The sequence below is a fragment of the Actinobaculum sp. 352 genome (assembly GCF_003957265.1).
Classification (GTDB): domain Bacteria; phylum Actinomycetota; class Actinomycetes; order Actinomycetales; family Actinomycetaceae; genus Asp313.
The window spans coordinates 190,908-213,186 of the sequence record NZ_RQSN01000002.1; the positions used below are offsets into that span (position 1 = coordinate 190,908).

The following is a 22,279-nucleotide window of genomic DNA, read 5'->3' on the forward strand; positions in this document are numbered from 1 at the left end:
ATGAACTCTGATGCAACTACCACACCAGACACCGGTGGCACCCCAAGTGCCAGCGCCGATCGCGAACTGGGTTCCGGCAGTACTGCGGCAGCGTCACAGGGAACTAGCTCGCCAACCAGCAGCGTTACAACCACGCACTCAGCGCATCACGCCACCCCGATTGACGACGCCGAGCGCTACAGGCAACGAAACTCGACCGCATCGGGCGCCAACCGGCAGCAGCCTTCAGCCACTGCGGCCCGACGCTCCACCGGGCGCCCCCGTCGCCGCGAGCTGCAAAGCCTGAACGAAACATGCGTGGTTAGTGCCGTCATGGGCGCAGTTTCGTTGGTACTTCCACTTTTCTTTGTCACCTGTGCAATAGCGATTTTCACCGGAAATAGTGGAATCAGTGTCGCTAATATCGAGAGACAGCGTGGGCGATCTCTTGCGATCATCGGTATCGTCTTGGGGACTACTTCTGCGATTCTCACGCTCATGCGGCTGTGCGGTATCGTGATCTCGCCCAGCATCGCCTTAACATGACTAGCCGCCACGGGTCAGAGCTGCCCGCATGCAGCAGTGATCGTGTCGCGGATTGTGACATATGAGGGGAGACCATCGCTTGTTCTAGAATGTCGGTTCGCCAAAACGGACAGGGAAGGAGTAACGATGGTCAGCTTGAACACGATGACGCAGGATGTACCCGAGCGGTGAAGCCGGACCGACCGGGCGTTGGCTGCTGCGGACGCCGAGATGCACGTCGCTGGCACCTCGACGCGCAAGGTGGAGCAGGTAGCAACAAAGTTCGGCGTGGAGTCGTTGTCCAAGGACCAGCTGAGTTGGCTGTTCGCCATCATTGATGGTGAGGTTAACGCGTTCCTCGCCAAGGACTGGTCGGGCATGCGCTTGTGTTATCTCGTCCTTGATGCGACCTACCTGAAGTGTTGCCTGAATGGTCGGGTCCGGTCCGAGACGTTCGTGACCGCTATCGGCGTGGGCGACGAGGGCCGACGCCACGTCCTGAGCTTCACGTGTACCAACGCCGAGTGCAACGCGTCGTGGCAGGGGTTCTTGCAGGCCCTCGAAGGACGCAGTGTGAGGCACACACGCATAGGTACCTCCAATGCCCACTTGGGCTCTGCGCAAGGCCGTGGAGGAGGTCTGGCCCGAGCGATGTGGCAGCGGTGTATCGTACACGCTAAACGCGACATACTCGCAAGGGTCAAGAGCCCGTCACACCATAGGCCCTATACCCCTGCCGCCCGCCTGCCACAGCAGACTCCGGTGGTTAGTCACGCCGCAATACGGGTACTATCGAATTGGCACTCACCGGCGCTTGTCGGAGATCCTCAACTTGTTACGGCAATTCCGCAGGAATCTGCCATAACACCGCTCTTCAACACCAGAGAGGACCACATGTTTTGCACTCACTGCGGCACACAGCTAACCGAAGACTACAATTATTGCCCACGCTGCGGCACAGCAACGATCATTAACTCTAGTGCAACTACCACACCAGACGGCGGTAGCAAGCCAAATCCCAGCGCCGATCGCGAACCGGGTTCCGGCAGTACTGCGGCAGCGACACAGGGAACTAGCTCGCCAACCAGCAGCGTTACAACCACGCGCTCATCTCATTACGCCTCTCCCATTGACGACGCCGAGCGCTACAGGCAACGAAGCTCGACCGCATCGGGCGCCAACCGCCGACAGCCTCCAGCCACCGCGTCCCAACGCTCCTACGGAGGCTCCAGTCGCCGCGAGCTGCAAAGCCTGAACGAAACATGCGCGGTCAGCGCCGTCATGGGCGTTGTCTCGTTGCTACTGCCACTCTTCTTTGTCACCTGTGCAATAGCGATTATCACCGGAGGCGTCGGGATCGGTGCCGCTAATCGCGAGAGACAGCGTGGGCAATCTCTTGCAATCATCGGTATCGTCTTGGGGACTACTTCTGCGATTTTCACACTAATACGGCTAAATGCCGTCTTGTGATCTCGCCCAGCATCGGTTTAGCGCTACACCCAGCCACCACAGAATTACATCCGACCAAGGAACACGGCTGCGACACCTCGGCCCGGCGCGATGCCTAGCCGCCACGGGTAGAGCTCCCGCGTGCAGCAGGCGGCTGCGGCGCAGCAGATTCCGCGCATCCGTGCGCCGAGCAAGACGGCCTCGATAGCGACGACGGTACGCGTTCTCACCCGTCGAGGAGGTCTCGAATCTCTTGAGCGGTGAGTCGAACACCGCCCACGCCGATCGAGCTGCCTTCCCCGGCCAACGGTCCGCTGTCAGCGCCGCCGTTGGCACCGCTATCGGCAGCGACACCAGCATCGTCAGTGTAGTCAGCATGGTCCATGGCTTCTCCGTCGGTAACACCACCATCGGCAACACCTCCGCCACCAACGCCGCGAGCCCTGGCGGCCCCAGTAACTCCAGCCTCGGCCCCGGCACCAATCGCATCCTTGGCGCCCTCCACAACTCGATCGAAGAGCTCCGCCTTCTTCTCCTTCAGCGCCATGACCTTCTCCTCCACCGTTCCGGCGGATACCAAGCGGTAGACCATCACCGGCCTAGCCTGCCCGATCCGGTGGGTGCGATCAACTGCTTGTTCTTCGGCCTGCGGGTTCCACCACGGGTCAAGCAGGAACACGTAGTCCGCCTCGGTGAGAGTCAAGCCAACTCCGCCCGCCTTCAGGGATATCAGGAAGACATCGGCGTCACCGTTGCGGAACGCGTCAATCACTTCCTGCCGGTCCGACGTCGAACCGTCCAAATAAGCGGTACGCATTGCCTCGGTGTCAAGTGCAGAACGCACGCCGCTCAAGTACCGAGTGAATTGGCTGAAGACGAGAGCTTTATGCCCCTCTGCGACCACCGGTCGCAGTATCTCCAGCAACATCTCGATCTTTGCCGTGTACTTCGGTTGCTCAACTGCCGCGGCCGTATCGCCATCTTCGTGATCGACCTCTTCAACCAGCGCCGGGTCGAGCGCCATTTGCCGCAGGATGGTCAGCGAACGGAGCGCCGTGAACCGTGATTGCGCCGTGTCTTCTTCCAGCAGGCCCAACACCTTTTGCCTCTCCCGTGCCAATCGACGCTCATAGGCATGCCGATGCTCAGCATCCAATTCGACGAATAGCACCTGTTCGATCTTCGGCGGCAGGTCGGAAGCAACCTGCTCTTTCGTGCGGCGAAGCAGGAAAGGACGGACCCGAGCCCGGAGTGCCGCCAGGACGCCGTCGTCGCCGCGCTCAATGGGACGCCGATACACCTCAGCGAAACGCTCCACACCGGGAAGCAACCCCGGTGCCGTAATCGACAGCAGGCTCCAAAGGTCTATCAGCGTGTTCTCCAAAGGAGTGCCCGTGATGGCGATAGTGGACGGCGTGCGCAGACGCCGCACCGCCTTGTACGTCATCGAGTGAGGGTTCTTGACGGTTTGCCCTTCATCCAACACGACCCAGGCCCAGTCGACAGCGGCAAAATCTTCCTGCTCCAGGCGCATGATCGTGTAGCTGGTGACGACGAGGTCCGCCTCCGCGACGACTTCATTCAGGCTCCTATCACGCTTGGCACGGGTACGTGTGACGGTGTGCACCCGCATGGCAGGGCAGAATCGAGCCGCTTGTTCCATCCAAGAGCCGATCACACTGGTCGGGGCAATCACCAGAACCGGACCATCGCCGGATGTGCAGGAGTCACGCTGAGCGGAACTCTGCATGGTCGGGCCCGGGGCGGCAGGGCCCTGCGCGGCCGAACTCGGAGCGGTTGGTTCTTGCACAGCGAGTTTCAGAGTGCTCGGGCTCGGGGCGGTTAGTTCCTGCGCATCGACCTTCAGGGCTGCCGCTTTCGGAGCTGCCACTTTCGATGTGGTCGGTCTCTGCGCCGTGAGTTTTGGGGCGGTTGGTCCCGGAGCGGTTGGTTTCGATGCTGCTGGCCCCGGGGCGGAGCGTTGTTCCAACATCCGCTGAACAGCCGCCAGTACCTGAATTGTCTTCCCCAGGCCCATGTCGTCAGCTAGGACTCCGCCCAGGCCGGTGGACTGCAGTAACGCCAACCAGCGATAACCGTCGAGCTGGTAGGGCCGGAGCGTCGCCTGCAGACCAGCGGGAGGCGCAACGTTCAGTGGCGAATCTTCGCCTGCCTCAACAAAAGCGCCGCCTGCCCCTGGCCCGTTATCGGTCACGCCAACAGCACCCTCTCCCGCCCCTGACTCGTTCTCAGGTGAACCGACAACCCCCTCGCCCTCCACTATGTGACTCTCGGGCTGTGTCAAACCTTCGCGCTCTACTGTTTGGCTCTTCTCCGCGGCCGCGCTGCCATCACCGGCAGCCGCCTCCCGGCCATCACCGGCAGCCTCCGCCGCCGCAATAACGGCCAGCAGACGCTCCATGCCTTCCCGCCACCTTGGCGTCGCCTCGCTATCGGCTCCCAAGTCGAGCAGTTCGGAATACATTCCGGTCTGGAAGCGGCTGATCGTCAGATCGCCTCCATCCGCTGATGCCGGATCCCGTAACTCCCGCCCTTCCTCCATCAACTTGGCCAATCGGATGATCTCGGGGTGATCCGCGAGCACCACCCAGTGCCCCGATTCGAGGAGAATCGCTTCGGCGCCTTCGGCAACCGCAGTCATAAGCTCGTCTATCGGAATCTCTTCGTCGCCCACACGTATTCGCACCCGCAGCGAGAACCAGTCGAGGTCCTCCTCGTCGTCCGAAATCGCCGTCGTGATACGCGGCGTGGCCTCAGTTTCTCGATATTCGGGAACGTCGCCGTGCACTTCGACGACTACACCCGCAATCTCCCGCATGATCGGCAAGGCATGCGTGAAGAACCGCGCGGTGTTCATTCCCGCGAAAACACGCTGTTCCCACAGCCGTCCGTGTTCTTCGACCACTGGCAGACAGGCGGCAATAACGCGGCGTGCGAGTTCATCCTCGGCCTGCCGGTCCCGTACTGCTGGCTCGGCGTCACGCGGGGAAGGCGCGGCATTCCGTGAGGCAGGCTCCGTATTATGCGCGGCAGGCTCCACACTCCCAGCTACGAGGCCGTTCGGGCTCACCAGGGACTCTGCAAGCACGGCGTCAACATCACCGCGCAGCGCGCGACGCTTCTCTTTATGAGGCAGTGGGCCATCCACCACATCCGCCAGGCTCGGAACAGCAACCGTCCCCTTCACCTCGCCACCGGCCGTCATATAGCGAATGGCCCAGCATGTCTCGGCACGGTGTTTGGCAGCATCCATCGCCACCTGCAGAACCGCGATGGGCTCCGAACGCTCCGGTATTTTCAGCCCAGGATCCAGGCCAACCACCGGAACGATGACGGCCAGTTGAGGCAGATACTGCTCCTCAAAGTGCTTCACACCGTCGGGTGGGACCACGATGTCGCCACCCTGGCGCAGTAGCGGCCCAAGTACCTCGCTCTGCAGCGGATCTAGCGGCAACAGGCTGATCGCCCCGTCCCTACCGACAAGCGCATACCCGTGAGGCGGCAGCCCGATGGGATGCAATTCCGGATTCGTGCGCTCATCCTCCGTCAACGTGCTTATCGCTGAACAGTCCATCCTTGCGGAGATCAGGGCGGAGCCATCCTTCCGGCGCGACACCGTGGCCCCGGCCTGCAGACCCTCGCGAATCGCTACCGGCTGCCCGTTGCGCTGCGCCGTCGTCAGCGTCACTCCTGCATCCAGGCATCGCCGAAGGACGTCCCATACTTCTATTGGAAGTGCTTCCAGATCGATCCGATCAGTTTTCCGGTTCGTATTGCGCCCGAGGTCCATGGCCTCCAGCTCCGCCAGACACGACAACGCGGCCGGAGCGACCTGGCCGGAAAGTGCTCCGTCGCGAATGGCTCGCCATGAAATCCCCTGTTTCAGCCACCCGCGCTGCCCCTCAATGAGTGGCAATAGGCCGAGCCTGCCAGCCCTGCGCCGTGCCACATCCCCGGCGCTTTCCGCAGTTGATACTTCCACGGCAACACGCCGATATCCCCCGACCTGGCTGCGTTCTGGCACATTATGCAGCAGATCGTCCAGTTGACGTTCCCATCCGGTTTTCGCTGCCGAAGTAGCCCTCGTTGCTGCCACGTGCCGCGCAGTAAGGAGCACGGCAACCGTGTGCTTGCAATTGCTGGCAACCGGGCAGGAGCATATCCCCTCCCAGGAAACGCTCTTGCCATGCAATGCCGGAAACACCATGGTCTGGTAGGAGTCGATTTGTGAGCCATCCACCTCGGCGGTGATGTTTTCGCCGTCGTCGTCAATCGAGAGATGAGAGACCATGCCGTCCTCGTAGTAGGCGCGCCCACGCGCGAAAGTCACACCACCGGCGACCGCCGCAATCGCTGCGTCGGTCAGCTGCCTCGGCCAGTCGTCATGTGCAATCTCGCGCGCCATGGGATTAGCTTACGGAATGCCTCCGACACGTTTCGAGCCGGGTTCGGGCGGGGGATCGCACGGCGCCGTGCGCAAGCAGCCACAATGGTTCGAGCCCGGCCCGGGCGGGGAGTGGCCCGCCGACGACCTTACCTCCGGGCCGCGCGACGTTCGAGTTCCCGGGTGGGGATGGGCTCTCCTATCCGCGCACCCATTTCAAACAGCTGGCTCGAGCCCCACTCGGCCGGGGAGGCGTTACGTGCGAGGCAACATCATCGAGATGGATGGTACAGGTTTACACTTTGCTGAAGTCTATGGTTCCGCAATACTCGTGAGGCTGGCCAATTCGCTGCCGTTGACGACGAAGCCGCAGGTCTACGCCATACCCGCGAGGCTTGGACGCGGGAACAGCTCACCCTCACGTATTACAGGCTCTGCCATATGATTTACAGTCCTTCCCAACTGATTACATCCGACCGATGCCGATTACAGGCGAACTCCAGCGCCGATTCTAGGCCTTGCGGCCACGGGATCAAAGAGCCGCCCGCCAGGAGAATTGTTTCAGCGACATCTGGCGAAGCGTCATCGCGAAATTCCTGCCAATCGGTGCGCCGCGAATCACCGACACTCGCATACATGACGCCACTCGCAGAGGTGAAGTATGCGGCACTCACGCCATCACGCACGTAGACCCTGAGACTCGGCTTTTCATCGTCCCCGAACCAGAGGATGAAACGGTTTGAGCCGCGAGCGCTGCGCAAGATACCTGCGTCATCGAAGCGCCGCGATAGAAAGTGACGAAGAGCCACCTCCGAATTGATCTCGCGCGCATTGATGGCGAAGTCCTGAACGGTCACACGCATGCTACTCTCCCAAAAATCCTCCTCCAATCTCCCCAACGGCCACCTCTGACACTATCAGCCAGGCACAGACCGCACCATCCACGAGCCGCATTGTCCAAATCCCGTCCAAACGAAGGCCGCCCGGTTTTCACCGACGCCGAAATCCGCATGATTCCGCCATTCTTAAAGTGGAATCACTCCAGGTTTTCTTCCTTTGGACGGGATTTGGACACCTTGCCTGCGGGAGCCTTCACCCTACTGTCACAATAGCCTCAAAAGTAACGAAACCCCGGCAGACACCCAACCGCACGACACCATCACAACACCCAACCGCACTACACCATCACAACAGCACAGGAGCATCAGAAACCTCGATGTCGCCTTCCCAGGTACTGTGCCCCTATCTTTCCAACTCCCCGAACTGCCACACCCCGTCTTAGCCGACCTCGACGGGTACCTTCTCGCAGCTCAACTCCCGAACTGCCACTCCTTTCACTCCCCTCCCCGCACAGAGAGCACGTCCATGTGTTCACTCCTCCCCACACCAACGACCCCTCCACTCCTCCTATCTCCCTATACTGAGATGCCCGCCCACGTCCCGTGCAACGCAGTTCCCTACACACCCCGGCATCCTCACCCCAACTACCTCACGCTTTCCTGGCGATTTGCTGGCCATCTTTCCGTTCGCGGCATAAAATCACGGTTGTGCCACGCGATGCTGCCTTTCCGACGCCGTCAATCCCGCGCGATTCCGACGCCTCCGGTTCGCCGCGCCCTGGCCGAGGCTCAAACTCTTCCAACTACACGGACGTAGGCTCGACCACGCCCACAAGTTCTTCCTCATCCCCGACATCGCCCTCCCTTACCACCGCCCTAGCGACGAACTCTCAGCGAACCAGTAACCCCCGCATCGGCACCCAGTCCACTGCCACATCGGCCGCCGCCCCAAGACCCGCCACCCCAACACCAACCACCACCCCAAGACCCACCACCTCACCCGCACCAACCGTCACCCCAGGGCAAACCCCTGCCCCGCCCACTAACACCCCACCACCAAATACGACCATCGACCTCGCTCCCGGTTCGGTCGTGCGCGTGCGGGATGAAGACTGGCTTGTCACCCGCGTCACCGCCACCAGCGACGGCACTCTCATCACCGTGCAAGGTCTTTCCGAACTGGTCCGCGATACCTCGGCTCAGTTCAGCGCTGGAATCGACCGCATCGAGCCGATTGACCCGCGCGATACCGACGTCGTCGCAGATACCTCCACCGGCCACAGGCTCTCGCGCTTGTGGCTGGAGGCGACATGGCGAAAAACCGCGCTTCCCACCTCGGATACATCCCTCTCCGTTGTGGGCGACATGCTGGCCGACCCTCTGCAATACCAACTCACCGCTGTACGTCAGGCCCTCGACCCAGCCAGCCTACGCCCGCGCATTCTGCTGGCGGATGCCGTTGGACTCGGCAAAACCCTGGAAATCGGTATGATCCTGGCGGAGTTGGTGCGCCGCGGCTGGGGAGACAGGATTCTGATTGTCTCGCCCCGCCACGTGCTGGAGCAGATGCAGCATGAAATGTGGTCCCGCTTCGCCCTGCCTTTCGTGCGGCTGGATTCGCTTGGCATTCAGCGCGTGCGCCAGCGCGTGCCGGCCACCCGTAACCCGTTCTCCGTGTATCACCGGGCGATTATCTCCATCGACACCCTCAAGAATGACCGCTATTTGGCCCACCTGCGCAAACAGCGCTGGGATGCCGTCGTCATCGACGAATCACACAACATCACTAACCGCGCCACCCAGAACAATCGGCTGGCCGATATTCTGGCTCGGCAAACCGACGCGCTGATTCTTGCCTCCGCCACCCCGCATAACGGCGATCCGAAGTCTTTCAACGAACTGGTCCGCCTCCTGGAACCGACTGCCGTGCGCCCGGATGGTACGCGTGACGACGACGCCGTGCGCCGCCTCGTCATCCGCCGCCACCGCCATTCGCCCGAGGTCAGCAGCGTGGTCGGCGACAAGTGGAAGGAGCGTCAGGAGCCGGTGAATCGCCTGGTAACGCCTTCTCCGGAGGAAGACGTCGTAGCGGGCGAGCTTTCCCAGACCTGGCTGCATCGCTCCGACGGCGCTCTGGCGCCAGGTGTGCCGAGTGGGACGCGCGGGAGTCAGGCCCTATTTTCATGGACACTGGCGAAGGCCTTCCTCAGTTCGCCCGCCGCGCTAATCGAAACGATTGATGGGCGCCTGAACCGCCGTCGTGAGGTGACGACGAGCCTCGGCACCGCGCCAACAACAACCGTCCAAAGCACTGCTGCACCTCCTGTGCCGCCCCAGCAGCGGCCCGCCAACGCGCCCTCTGTCGGCCAAGCAACAACCCCGGCGGCAGCCCCCGTCGATACCCACGCCTCCGTCGCCGCCGTCACCCCCGACGGCACCGCAGTCTCCTCATCCGCCGACGACGCCCCACTGACCAGCGAGCAGGCGCTGGCGCTGGAGCACCTGCTGCGACTTGCCACCGACGCAAACACGAGCGCCTCCGGCAAGTACCGGGCGCTCTTGGAAGAACTAGCGCGCATTGGCGTCGGGCCGCGCTCCTCCGAGCGAGTGGTGATTTTCGCGGAGCGGATCGCCACACTGAACTGGCTGCGCGAGCACATTGAGGAAGACCTCAAAATGCCACTCGGTGCCGTGCGGGTGATGCACGGCAGCCTCTCGGACGTTGAACAGCAGGAGATTGTGGAGGAGTTCCGCCAAACGCATACGCCCATCCGGGTGCTGATTACCGGCGACGTCGCCTCCGAAGGCGTGAACTTGCACAGCCAGTGCCACGAACTCATCCACTACGACATTCCGTGGTCCCTGATCCGCATTGAGCAACGCAACGGACGCATTGACCGCTACGGTCAGGAGATTTCGCCGCGGATCACCACGCTCCTACTCGACCCGTCGGATCGGCGTTTCAACGGCGATATCCACGTGTTGGCTCGCCTGATGCACAAGGAGGATGAGGCGCATCGCGCTCTTGGCAGCGCCGCATCGCTTATGGGTTTGTACTCCGGCGAGAAGGAGGAGAAGGCGATCCGCGAGGCGTTGCAACAGGGAACGGATATCGACGACGTCGTCCACGACGCCGAGAGCGCACTTGAACTCGACCCGATGGCCGCGTTGTTCGCCACGCTGACGGGAAGTGAATCGATCTTAGCCAGGCACAACGCCGCAACCGAGCACAACGCCGCAACCGGGCAAGGGCGCAATGACCTGCATCATGATGCTCCGCTGCACGCCTCACTGCTATACCCCTCACAAGTGGACTTCCTGCGTGAAGGTCTAGCCGAGATCTACGACCGGCCCGCCGAGAAGGCTCTTCCATCCGGCGGAGGCGGTGTTTCTTGGCGGTACGATGCCAAGGAGCATATCGCCGAGCTCGTGCCGCCCAGTGGTCTGCGCTCCCGCTTGGAGGTGCTTCCGCAGAGTTATCTCGCTGAGCGCGGAGTGCGGGAGCATCTGGTCCTGGCCACCTCGCGCAGCAAGGCCAAGGCCCTGATGGCCGATGCCTTACGCGATTCCAGCGACTCGTCATGGCCGGAGGCTCACTATCTCGGTCCACTGCATCCCATACTCGACTGGATAAGCGACCGCATCCTCGCCGGTCTTAATCGCGGTAGCGTTTTTGCGATGCGTGGCGCGGTGGATGCTCCTACCGTGTTGCTCATGGGAACACTGACAAACCGCGTTGGCCGAACGGTAAGCCTAGTCAGCCTGAGCGCACAGTTCCGCTATCTCGACCTTGCTTCCGCCCGCGACTCACTGGCTCGTGGAGAGGCGCCGCAGGCAGTGGCGTTCACGACGATTCATCCGACGCCCGCTGCCATGTTCACCGATGTGCGCGTGACCGAACCACAAACCAATCCCGGCCCGGTTCCTCATCTCGATCTGCTTAAGGCTCTTATTGCCCCGGCGGTGGATGCGGCAGAGAACCAAATGGCACTGACGGTTGACGCCGCACGCCGCGACGCCAACCAACGTGTGGAAAGTTGGGCACGGCATGTTGATGCGTGGGACGACGACGCCGGCCACCTGGTCCAGAACCGGCAACTGCGTGAACAACGTTCAACGGTGGCGTTGGAAAAGCAGTTATTGGACCAACATCAGCCCGCACACACGCTGGTGCGGCCGCTGCTCGTCGTCGTCCCGCATGACTTTGGCACGGCGGGAGAATACTGAGCGGCGGATTGATGAGGGGCACACGAATGGCAGGCGCACTTACGGGCGGTGAACTTATGACGGGCGCACTAACGGCGGACGCACTTACGAGCGTCGCGTAACGACGGCCCCACCAATGAGCATCGCACTAATGGCGGAAGGAGCACGCTAATGACGGTATCTGATGCCCTGGTAGTGGGCGAGGACTGGATCAGCGAGCATTACTTCACTACCGACGCCACCAAGGAATCCTTCCTGGCCAGAGTGTTGGAGCGCCGCAAGGAATGGGAGGCGGAGGAGAAGGAGGGGCGGCCCACTGCCCGGTCACGACTGGCTGGCGTGCGCGCGCAGCTAGAGCAGTTATTCGCCGCTCTCCCCTCCGACAGCGACGATTTCTTCGACGACGACGCGCCGGCGGGCGCCTTCCCGGCGGGTTCCGGCCCGCGGAGCACCCCCGCATATTCCGCCAATTCTTCTTCCCGGACCGACTCCGGCCACTCGACCAGTTCTACCTTCCGCGCTGCCTCCGCTTCCTCGGCCGACCCGGCCTCGCCGCGCCGCTCCACCGTTCGTGTGAACGCCGCAGTCACGCAGGCGGACGAACTGACCCTACACATCGATGCATTGCTGCGAGACGTCCTTGGGTATACCACGGGCGAATACGAACTGCTTGACCGCGGGCCCGTCACGCTGGTCCGCCCGCGCGGCGAGGAGGGGCCCGCGCCACTGGTGCTGCTGCGTGCTCGCTCGGCCGCGACCATCGAAGAACTCCTCAACAAGAGCACAGCCACCCGCACGCTGATCGAGCCCTGGTTCCCGCTTGATTTGGCGGACCCGTCCGCACCTGAAATAGAGGGAGCCGAGTCCATCGACTCGGTGGCGCGTGCCCTCTCTACCTTACTCACCGACGCGCACGGCCCCGCCTTCGCCCTCGTGTTGGCCGGGCGCTTCGCTTTGATTGCGGAGAAGGAACGCTGGCCGGAGGGGCGCTGGCTCGCCGTCGATCTGCAGCTCGTCGTCGAACGTGCCGATACCAGGCGCGGCGGCGAGGTGGAACACGCCCTCACCTGCCTGGAAGCGCGTTCCCTGTTGCCCACCGCCGACGGCGAAACCTGGTGGACGGCCACTTTGGAGGATTCTGCCGCGCATACCGTGGGCGTCTCGCAAGATCTACGTGAAGGCGTGCGGCTCTCCATCGAGATCATCGCGGGTGAGGTGGTCCGGCGCCGCGCTGCGCTAGGTCTGCCGCCTCTGCCTCCAGAGCAGGCGCAACCGCTCGCCCTGCAGTCTTTGCGCTACCTGTATCGCATCATCTTCCTGCTTTATGCCGAGGCGAGCCCTGAGTTGAGCATTCTGCCGGTGGGAGCCGCCGAGTACGACGCCGGATACGGCTTGCATCGGCTACGGGAGTTGACCCTGCAGGAGATTCATCAGGAGGCGGAGCAGTCGGGCACGCATGTGTACGAGTCTTTGGCCGTACTATTCCGCCTGGTTGATAAGGGATTCAATCACACCGGGGAACTGCCCGAGGATTTCGACGGCCTCGTATTTCAGCCCATGCGCGCCGACCTGTTCCTCCCGCAGGCAACGGCGTTAATCGACGAGGTAGGCCTGGGCAATGAGGCACTGTTGCGCGTGCTGCGCCACTTGCTGCTCACCAAGGAACGTTCCGGCGCCGGGCGCGGATTCATCAGTTATGTGGAACTCGGCATTAATCAGTTGGGAGCGGTGTACGAAGGACTGATGAGTTACACCGGCACCTTCGCTACCGAACGTCTGTGGGAGGTAGCGCCGGGCGGTGACGCATCCAAAGGCTCGTGGGTGGTACCCCGTGATGTGATGGAGAAGTTGAACCGGGACGACCTCGTCACCGTGGTGGATGAGGTGACCGGGGAACGCCGCAATGTCACCTACGAGCCCGGCGAGTTCGTGTTCCGGCTCTCGGGCCGGGATCGGCAGCGGTCGGCGAGTTATTACACGCCGGAGGTGCTGACGCGTTTCACGGTGCAGCAGGCCCTGGCCGAACTGCTGGATCAGGATGGCCGCACGACGACGGCGGAGGAGGTGCTGCACCTGACGGTGTGCGAGCCGGCACTGGGTTCGGGCGCCTTCGCGATTGAGGCGGTGCGCCAGTTGGCCGAGCAGTACCTGTCCCGCCGGGAGCGGGAGCTGGGGCGGCGCGTGGACCCGGAGGAGCGTCCGCGCGAGCTGGCCAAGGTGAAGGCCTACCTGGCGCTGCACCAGGTCTATGGCGTGGATTTGAACGCCACCGCGGTGGAATTGGCGGAAATTTCCCTGTGGCTGGACACGATGGTGGAGGGTCTGGCGGCGCCGTGGTTCGGCCTGCGGCTGCGTCGCGGCAATTCACTGGTGGGGGCCAGGCGGGCACTGTACCCGGAGAGCGCATTGAGAAAGAAGCGGGAGTGGCTGACCACCACGCCGGTGGCCGAGCCGCTGCGGCAGGTGGCCGAGGCCATCGATGGTGCGGCGGACGACGGCGTCGCCCCGGGTGGCCTGGCAGGCCCGGGCGGCTCGGAAGCGCAGCCCACCGGCGTAAGCGAGCCTGCCTCGCCCGCCTCCGGGCACCGCCTGGGGCAGGCCCTGGACGTGGCCGACCGGGTGCATCACTTCCTGCTGCCCGCCCGGGGCTGGGGCTCGGCCACGGAGGTGCCCAAGCAGGTGCGCGACCTGGTGGACGCCGGACGGTTGAAGGCTCTGAAGGAGTGGCGCAAGGACATCACCAAGGCGCCGAAGGACAAGGCGAACAACCAAGTCAGGCGGCTGACGGCACTGGCCCGGCGCGTGGAGGTGCTGTGGGAGCTGACGCTGCGGCGCCTGCGAGTGGCGGAGGCGGAGGCCTCCCGCCGCATCGACCTGTGGGGCCGCGAGCCCCGGGCGGGCGCGGGTTCTGCGGTGACGCGGGAGCAGATCGAGGCCTACCTGGCAAGCCCGGACTCCGCCTACCGGCGCCTGCGGCTGGTGATGGATGCGTGGTGCGCACTGTGGTACTGGCCGCTCACGACCGACGTAAAGCCGCCGAGCCTGGAGAAGTGGCTGGAGACGCTGGAGCACACGCTCGGCTACGCGGGCGACGCCGCCCCCGCCAACGCGGTGCCGCTGGCCGAGGCCATCACCTGGGAGGGCCTGGAGGAGACGGAGGCCTGGGACCTTCAGTTCGCCGGCGCCCGCAGGGTGGAGGCAGTACTTGAGCAGCAGCCGTGGCTGCGCGTGGCCAAGCAGGTCGCGGACGAGCAGGGCTTCTTCCACTGGGAGCTGGACTTCGCCACCGTGTTCGCGCGCGGCGGCTTCGATCTGCAGGTGGGTAACCCGCCGTGGGTGCGGCCCCGCACCGACGTGAACGCGCTCCTGGCGGAGGGCGACCCGTGGTGGACGCTGACGAAGAAGCCCTCGGAGGCGGCGAAGCAGGCCCGCCGCCCGGGCACTCTCGCGCGCCCAGGCATGCGCAACCTGGTCATTGACGGCACCGCCGAGCAGATCGTGCAGTCCGAGTTGCTCAGCGATTCGACCGTATACCCGCTGCTGAGCGGCCAGCCCGACTTGTATCGCGCCTTCATGTGCCAGGTGTGGGAGCACCAGAGGCCCAGCGGCGCCTCGGGACTCATCCATATGGAGACTCACTTCACCGATGCCAAGACCCCGAACCTCCGCGCAGCTACGTATCGACACCTGCGGAGGCACTGGCAGTTCATCAATGAGCTTCAGTTATTCGACATCGATCACCACAATGCCTATGGCGTCCACGTCTACGGCGCTGAGCACACGCCCGACTTCCTCAGCGCCGCCTCGCTCTACCATCCCGATACGGTTGCTCGTTCTCTCAAGCATGATGGCTCAGGCGAGGAACCGGGTTTCAAAGATCCTCACACGGGCACCTGGGACCTGCGCCCGCATGCCTCCCGCATCCAGCGGGTCGACGAGTCCATGCTCCGCACCTGGCAGGCCGTGACCGAGGCAGACGACTGGCGCTCCACACCCATGGTCTCCACCGTCAACTCGGCAGCCGCCCGTACCCTGGAAACGCTGTCCCATAACCAGCGCGTAGGCTCGCTCGGTCTTGAGTTCTCCGCCGGCTGGCACGAGACAGCGGACTTTGAGAAAGGCCGCTTCATCAGAGAATGGGGCCTAGCCTCTTGGAAGGACGCCATCCTGCAGGGTCCGCACCTGCATGTGTCCACGCCGCTGTACAAGCAGCCAAACGAGACCATGAAGCACAACCAGGACTGGACCTCGACCGACTTCGAGGCCCTGCCTGCGGACGCGCAGCCGGTCACCCAATACAAGCCCGCCGGCGACCGCGCCACCTACGATCGCCTCTACACCCACTGGGGCACCACCTCCGCCCGCGACCACTACCGCATCGCCTGGCGCCGCATGGCAGCTAACACCGGTGAACGGACGCTGATCCCGGCAATCATTCCTCCGGGAACCGCACACGTGCACCCGGTATACGCTGCTGGCAGTCAGTCCCTAGATTCTCCAGACCTCGTACTCATCGGAAGCATCGCATCCTCCCTCCTGGCTGACTTCCAAATTAGGGCGCGCGCCAGGAACGATATCCATGGGTCAGATTTCAACCTACTTCCACAACCGGATGCACACTCATCTATTGCGCAACACATCCTGTTGCGAACTCTCCGCCTGAACTGTCTCACCGACGCCTACGCGGACCTGTGGGCCGAGTGTTGGGATGACGCCTTCTTGGACGACTCGCCGATTTTGGAGCGTTACGACGAGCGCCCGATCGGGCCGGTCTGGACTCCGGATACGCCGTTGCGGCGTGCCGAGGACCGGCGTAACGCGCAGGCGGAGGTCGACGTGATGGTGGCTACGATGCTTGGGGTACCGATTGAGGATCTGTGCACGATCTACCGTACGCAGTTCGCGGTGCTCTACGACTACGACCATGGCCGGGGCACGGGCGCCTATGTGTATGACGCCAATGGGCGGCAGGTGCCCACGCCGGTGCGTCAGGCCTGGGACAAGCGCAAGCGCCCCGAGTCGGACGCCGACATGCCGCTGGACGAACGCACCCACACCCACCCCGGCTCCGGCGTAACCTACGTCTATGAGCTCCCCTTCCGCACCCGCGACCGCGAATCCGACTTCCGCCGCATCTCTGCAGCGCTCTCGCGCCTTAATAGACCCGGAGGAGCCCATCTATAGCATCCTGTTGTTGGCAGTGCGCCACTCGCGACCCGCATGACCATTGCTTTCATCCAAGAAGACGGACGCCCTCTGTCCGCTGCGAATCATGTTGATGGGTTGATACCTACGTCAATGACGGGAAGGCCTCATACTTGTGCCTGCGATTGTCAAACGCAGGCTTCGTGCCCTCCAAGATATTGACTGCCGACCTAGCCACGTCGAGTTCCGCTATACTCCCGCTACTCACGGTAAAACGCCCGTCGCGTATCTGGCAGTGAATAATCTGATCCGCATCTCCCACGACCGCCAGGTTCGCGTTGTGTGTGACCACTATTGTTTGGCGCCGACCGGCTGCCTCATGGATCGCTGGAACGAGTTTGGACGCGATAGTCTCATTGTCCAGGTTTTCCTCAGGCTGGTCCAACAGAAGCGGCGTAGTACGCTGATCGACCACAAGATAGAAAAGCGCGAGAACGAGGCCCCGCTGCCCGGGTGATAGTTGCGAGAGAGGCCGCCCGTCACCAGTCAGACCGAAGCTGACTTCCAGCCAAGCGAGATCGAACATCCTATTCAGGAATTCTTCGAGAGTAGTTGAGCTGCGCAACGCAGCCCCGGGGTTGCGTAACTCTCCGCTGAGTTCTCCCCTCTCGTGCTCAAGCCGACAGAGTGCCTCAGCGAGTTGCTTCTTAAGTTGTTCCCAGCTCGTGTCTTCGATTCGCTGCGGAAGCCCCCTAAGCCATTCAATGAAATCGCCGTTTCTGCGACCGTCAAGACCCGCGGACACGTCCTTCCAGCTAGGTAGCATGCGAAGTTCTGCACTGAACTGGAGCCCAGCGTTCTTAACGACCTCGGACCGAGCGATGAAATCGGCCGCCGGTGAGTACATACTTTCAACGGCCCGCAGTCGCGCATTGAGCGCTTCGTATATACGCTCCGAACACCTAAGTATCTGCTCACGAGCCTGATCAACTCTAGCCGGCGCATCATTGATGCGACATAGCAACGCCTTGAGGCCCTTATACGACTCGGGCTCATCCTCGTCACCCATAAGGGCGGTAACATGTTCTTTCGACTGAAGTACACGTTGTCGCGCCCGTTCGCGAGCGCTATCCGCAGCGGCGAGCTCACCAGTAATCCCAAGTAGGTCCTTTTCTCGTTCGGCGATTGTATCGCCGAGTTCTTGGTGTCGAACCTCGAGGTTCTGAACTGTTTCTTTGGTTGACGAACGCCATGAAATATATCTGGCTTCGTTGATCGTTAGGCTTACGAGCGTTTCACCCTCGTCTCCGAGAATCGCTTTCACATCACGATTGATTTCGTCAACATCCTCACGGATAGCTTCCGCGCGATGAATCAACGACTCCATGTCGGCTAGTTGTCTTCTCATCTGTGCGCGTTTATGCTCATTTACACGGCGTTGCTCCAGCAGGCGTGACCGTTCTTTCTCAATTTCTTCTGAGCGCTTCCTGCGATCCGCAAGCTCGTCGTCGTCCTTACTCCCTGAATCGATCTCAGCCAACGCTTCCTCGGCTTCACCAACCTTTTTCTCGGCCTCAGTTACTTCCTCCTGCTTGAGCTTAAATCGGTTTTGCACCTCCTCAGCCTTGTTCTCAAAGCGGAAGGTCGTCGCAGCGACGTATTGCCGAACAGCTTCGCTGAGTTCCTTCCTCAGCCTAAGGACGTCGTCGTCAGACGACTGGGTCTTGTGCGCTAGAAGCGCCTCAAACGTCTTCTCGCCCGCTCGTTCGGACTTATCGATATGCGTAAACAATATCGTTCGCAACTCACGTTCAAATTCATCTATACCGTCCGTTCCGGGGTCGATACTGCATACACGCTCAACAAACATCTGTGGCAAGTACTCGACGGAGACGGGCACTGACCCATCATGCCCGTCTGTGAGTCGGACCTTACGAGGGGTAGTATTGGTAGCCCAGACTAGCTCGGTGGTGTAGTCTCGCGCCACTTTCTCGTTCCGCTTGTTCAGAAAACGGGACGCACTCAGGAACGCAAACTCCTTGTTGCGTGACGAGTTCCCACCGAGCGCAATGCAGTCGAGTAACGCCGATTTACCCTGTCCCTTGTTACCCACGACCGCCACAAACCCCGGGTTGAGTGGAAGGTCATGATCGAAGAGGTTACAGTCCTTCTTCTCAGACCTCACACGAACACGCTTAATAAAACGCTCTCGATTCTTCCGAATACGCTCAACCGCTGGAGGCTCAAGGCCAACATAGACACGTCTTTCAAACTCTTCGAGCGCATACGTCAATCCTGCGAAGGAGGGCGTCGTGTTCATCCAGGTTTGACACATTCCAAGGCGCATAGGTTGATCTGAATCCAAGAAGTAGTGGGCGTCACTGCAATCTAGGATCTTGTAGGTGACATTACTCGCGCGCAGTTTTTCTACGTCATCCGACCAGCGTGATGCATCGGGATATGCAGTGAAAAGGAGGCGCGACGAGTTAATTACGTTCTTTTTTGAGGCGATCGACTGCTCGTTCCACTTGATGTCACTCCACTCGGTCTTACCTATCCCGATAAGGGCTTTGCCTCGGAAGTACGGGCCATCAAGCACCTCTTTGACGTCATCGAGCCTGACATTGATGTTATTGAACCCTTCCATCAAGTCACTCCCATATCGTTCGCGCTCGGTAAGTGGCACAGTGTCTTTGATCTTCCGACCAAGATTGCACAATGATTTTTTTGTAATGACTCCCTGCCAATCGACTTCGGCATAGCCTGGCGCCAGAGATATCTTTGGCTGCAAAGCACTTATGAATTGCGCGCTAATTACCTCCACCTCGAGGTTAGGATCGAATATGACGTGGAGATTCACCCGGGACAACTTACTGTCTGTTCCACCGAATTGATCGAGTCGCATCTCTATCACCGGGAAGATTGCTTCAAGGTTCTGAAGCCTTCCCTTCTTTCGTTCCTTGAGTACGCGCTCATAACCGTCGAGGAACCAGTAGTCGTTGATCCCAATAACGCTCATCTCTTCTGGGAGCTTTTCCAATTCACTGATGAACCGTTCCCAGGTCTCGTCATTGTCGGCACCGTAGTGCTGGACTAGTGAGGCGGGCGTATGGACGTGCAAGTCCCAGATCCGCCACGCTGTTCCGCGCCCAGACTCCGCATTTAACTGAACCACATGCTGTCCTTCCGACCGACTCCAATGTCAACCGCCCCGGCAGGACGGCCGCAACCGGGTTGCGAAACGAGATTATCACCAGCCTCGTCCTGACCCCAAAACGACACCCCAGTTCGGCAGCAGTCACGACATTTCACTGTGCCCAGAGCACCCATTTCTGTGGACACGGCCGACCTCACCACCGAGGAGCGTTGGCACGGTCGTCAGCCGTGCTAACGCGGTGCAGTCTGACAACTTCGGGCCGACCCGAACATTCGGGCCAATCGTAGCCTTGCGACCGCATAGGCCACCTAGCCCAGCACACGGCCGCCTGATCGGAACATATCGTGGAACATCGAGGCATCGCGATCACGTGAGGTTGCCAACCACTAACTCGGTCCAGCACAGCCTCCCCTCACGGCATCAGCAAGGATCACCCAGCATCCCGGCGTACCGAACCAGATCTGCTTACAATCTTTCAGACAGACGCTATTTTCTGCATCTTCCACAACCTTTGATCACATCAGAGAAGTTCGTCGTGGCCGCCGGTGCGCGCCAGGATGAGAGTCCCGGCGGCGATGGTGTACAGGAGCAGCCAGTCGGCTGCGATGTGTAGTTCGCGGTAGGCTGCTAGGTTGCCCGTGAACTGGTGATCGCGGTGCCGCTTGAGCCAGTCGGTGCGCCGTTCGGCGACTGCCTGGATCGCACTCTTGAGCGCGTCCATACTGTAGTGCTTGCGTTTAAGCCGTTTCACGTCGCGCAGGAAAGCTGGGCGATAGGCGATCTCCCGGTCATGCACGGTCGATGAGGCCCATCAGCTCGTCAACGTCTCGGACCCTGATAGCCGGTTCCGCCTCTGCCTCGCCAATCGCCTATCACGACTAACCAACCTTCCGCGCCGCAAGCATAACCTCATCATGCTCACTCTCACCGGCCTAAACGCGTATCTGTTCAATAGCGTTTCGCGCAAGAGCGGGACCCTCGACAGTCACTGCGGGATGTGGCGCCTCGCAGTTGTAAGCGTTCTCAACCTCGTGTAGCACCTCTTCAACACTCGTCATGACTTAGCCCTCCTTAACAGGCTGAAATGCGCGGGAATGCCGCAGAAGGCTGAATCCTTATCCTCGCCAGAGGTGCGGTAGTGACCACTCAAAATGCCGCGCAGCAGCCGAACGGTTGCTAGCTGCCGAGTCCAAGGTCATGCAGCGAAAAACTGTTTGCTCACTGCCTGGCGAGTCAAGCCACACAGGCACTCCCCATACCTGCCCCTCCCCGCTACCTGCGCCGGTAGACTTCGCGGCGGTGCCCAACGGCGAGGACCAGGACTAGCAACACACCGTCGTGGACCTCGTAAACAATGCGGTAATCGCCGGTGCGTACGCGCCACTCGCCCCGCCCTCCGACGAGCTTCTTCGCGCCAGAGGGGCGTGGCTCTTGCGCCAGCAGTTCAACCACAGCCTGGACCCGGAGCTGTGCTTGGCTATCCAGTTTGCGCAGTCGGCGCGCCGCCGCGGGGGCTGAACTCGATCCGGTATGTCAAGCCAGCCCGAGGTCCGCCTTGACCTCATCCCAGTGAATCGTGCCGTGTTCGGCAACTTCCGCGCGAGCAACTTCGACCGCCTTAATATCCTCAAGGTCCTCTGCAGCCTGGGTTATGCGCTCAAGGTCCTCCGCATCGATGACCGCCGCAACGCGACGGCCACGGCGGGTAAGGAACACGGGCACATGGTGAACACGAGCGTGATCAATCACGTCTGCAAGCCTGCTGCGCGCACAGGAAACACTAATGTCGACCACATTGCTCAACATACGCGAAAATGGCGGAAATGTACATGTTGCGGCAATGATCCACACCCCTGCGACACCCACACCTCTGCGAACCACGTCTCCTTCCGGGCCAGCCATCGAGGCTTTCCCCCAGTCACACGAGAGTCACGGCCGCGTCATCCCTCGCGTGCGCGACGCAGGGCGTCCTTGTAGTCCGCGGCGGTATCGTGGTACAGGCCGAGGTCGACGGCCTCGCGCGTCATGGCATCCAGAGTGTCGCTACGTTCTTGAGCAGACTGTTGCTGGTACGCGACAATGTCGGCGAGCCGTACCCGGCGGTGCCTACCCGCTGCTGGACGCTCGAAAGGAATCCGGCCGGACTCCAGAAGCTTGACGAGGGTAGGGCGGCTAATACCGAGGAAGTCCGCAGCCTCCTGCGTCGTCAGCACCTGATCCACCGGTGCCACCGCAATCGCCCTGCCTCGCGACATGGCGTCCACGACGTTGCTGAGCACCCGATACACCTCCGCGGGGAGACTGACGGTCTGGCCATCCGACCCAACGAGCGCAACCGGTTCCGTAACCTGCTCCAAAAAGCGGGACAGGTCCAGCATCGGCTCGAGGTCCCCGGGTGGCAGTGTCACCTGCATCTGCGCAGCTCCAGTTGTCATTTCTCAAGCATAACGACAATTCGAAAAAATCGAAACCCCGAACGTGTGCTCCTACTCGTTCGACCCTATCGCCTGCGTCACGGCCCCGCGAGCCCCACCCCGAGCAGGCACCGCTTCCACCCACCCACCCACCGAATCC

12 protein-coding genes are annotated in these 22,279 nt (G+C 61.6%); 3 read left to right on the forward strand and 9 right to left on the reverse strand.

Going from position 1 to position 22,279, the window contains the following annotated elements:
* The gene (locus tag EKN07_RS03000) at positions 1-525 is read left to right on the forward strand and encodes a hypothetical protein (protein ID WP_126145591.1); all 525 of its coding nucleotides are present in this window, start codon (positions 1-3) and stop codon (positions 523-525) included.
* Positions 526-609: 84 nt separating this feature from the next.
* Here EKN07_RS03000 and EKN07_RS12950 read toward each other — a convergent pair whose 3' ends face one another.
* From EKN07_RS12950 to EKN07_RS03015, 3 genes are all read right to left on the reverse strand, one after another.
* Positions 610-1,086 (reverse strand): hypothetical protein, encoded by a 477-nt coding sequence (locus EKN07_RS12950; RefSeq protein ID WP_240611370.1) that lies wholly within the window; start codon positions 1,084-1,086, stop codon positions 610-612.
* 1,093 nt (positions 1,087-2,179) lie between these two features.
* Positions 2,180-6,379, reverse strand: a complete 4,200-nt coding sequence (locus EKN07_RS03010; protein WP_126145592.1) for an SNF2-related protein — start codon at positions 6,377-6,379, stop codon at positions 2,180-2,182.
* A gap of 425 nt (positions 6,380-6,804) precedes the next feature.
* Positions 6,805-7,221, reverse strand: a complete 417-nt coding sequence (locus EKN07_RS03015; protein WP_108715111.1) for a hypothetical protein — start codon at positions 7,219-7,221, stop codon at positions 6,805-6,807.
* Positions 7,222-7,905: 684 nt separating this feature from the next.
* Between EKN07_RS03015 and EKN07_RS12955 the strand changes: the two genes are divergently transcribed.
* Both EKN07_RS12955 and EKN07_RS03025 read left to right on the forward strand, forming a co-directional pair.
* The gene (locus tag EKN07_RS12955) at positions 7,906-11,424 is read left to right on the forward strand and encodes a helicase-related protein (protein WP_346962687.1); all 3,519 of its coding nucleotides are present in this window, start codon (positions 7,906-7,908) and stop codon (positions 11,422-11,424) included.
* 150 nt (positions 11,425-11,574) lie between these two features.
* The gene (locus EKN07_RS03025; RefSeq protein ID WP_241228112.1) at positions 11,575-16,587 is read left to right on the forward strand and encodes a class I SAM-dependent DNA methyltransferase; all 5,013 of its coding nucleotides are present in this window, start codon (positions 11,575-11,577) and stop codon (positions 16,585-16,587) included.
* Between the two features lie 106 nt (positions 16,588-16,693).
* Here EKN07_RS03025 and EKN07_RS03030 read toward each other — a convergent pair whose 3' ends face one another.
* The 6 genes from EKN07_RS03030 to EKN07_RS03050 form a co-directional block, all read right to left on the reverse strand.
* Positions 16,694-19,723, reverse strand: a complete 3,030-nt coding sequence (locus EKN07_RS03030) for a TrlF family AAA-like ATPase (RefSeq protein WP_126145593.1) — start codon at positions 19,721-19,723, stop codon at positions 16,694-16,696.
* A 502-nt stretch (positions 19,724-20,225) separates the two neighbouring features.
* Complete coding sequence (locus tag EKN07_RS03035) at positions 20,226-20,501, reverse strand: type II toxin-antitoxin system YafQ family toxin (RefSeq protein WP_108715107.1); 276 nt, start codon at positions 20,499-20,501, stop codon at positions 20,226-20,228.
* Between the two features lie 136 nt (positions 20,502-20,637).
* On the reverse strand, positions 20,638-20,763 hold the full coding sequence (locus EKN07_RS13090; protein ID WP_276308090.1) for a hypothetical protein: 126 nt from the start codon (positions 20,761-20,763) through the stop codon (positions 20,638-20,640).
* Positions 20,764-20,977: 214 nt separating this feature from the next.
* Positions 20,978-21,157 (reverse strand): type II toxin-antitoxin system RelE/ParE family toxin, encoded by a 180-nt coding sequence (locus EKN07_RS03040; protein ID WP_346426229.1) that lies wholly within the window; start codon positions 21,155-21,157, stop codon positions 20,978-20,980.
* 81 nt (positions 21,158-21,238) lie between these two features.
* Complete coding sequence (locus EKN07_RS03045) at positions 21,239-21,511, reverse strand: type II toxin-antitoxin system Phd/YefM family antitoxin (RefSeq protein WP_277600492.1); 273 nt, start codon at positions 21,509-21,511, stop codon at positions 21,239-21,241.
* 134 nt (positions 21,512-21,645) lie between these two features.
* Positions 21,646-22,140 carry a helix-turn-helix domain-containing protein gene (locus EKN07_RS03050; RefSeq protein ID WP_108715106.1) on the reverse strand — a complete coding sequence of 165 codons (495 nt, stop codon included), beginning with the start codon at positions 22,138-22,140 and terminating at the stop codon, positions 21,646-21,648.
* Between the last annotated feature and the right edge of the window lie 139 nt (positions 22,141-22,279).

Coding starts and splice junctions, on each gene's coding strand:
- EKN07_RS13090 (WP_276308090.1), bottom strand. CDS start 20,763: ATGACGAGTGTTGAAGAGGTGCTACACGAGGTTGAGAACGCTTACAAC.
- EKN07_RS03000 (WP_126145591.1), top strand. CDS start 1: ATGAACTCTGATGCAACTACCACACCAGACACCGGTGGCACCCCAAGT.
- EKN07_RS03025 (WP_241228112.1), top strand. CDS start 11,575: ATGACGGTATCTGATGCCCTGGTAGTGGGCGAGGACTGGATCAGCGAG.
- EKN07_RS03010 (WP_126145592.1), bottom strand. CDS start 6,379: ATGGCGCGCGAGATTGCACATGACGACTGGCCGAGGCAGCTGACCGAC.
- EKN07_RS03045 (WP_277600492.1), bottom strand. CDS start 21,511: ATGTTGAGCAATGTGGTCGACATTAGTGTTTCCTGTGCGCGCAGCAGG.
- EKN07_RS03015 (WP_108715111.1), bottom strand. CDS start 7,221: ATGCGTGTGACCGTTCAGGACTTCGCCATCAATGCGCGCGAGATCAAT.
- EKN07_RS03050 (WP_108715106.1), bottom strand. CDS start 22,140: ATGACAACTGGAGCTGCGCAGATGCAGGTGACACTGCCACCCGGGGAC.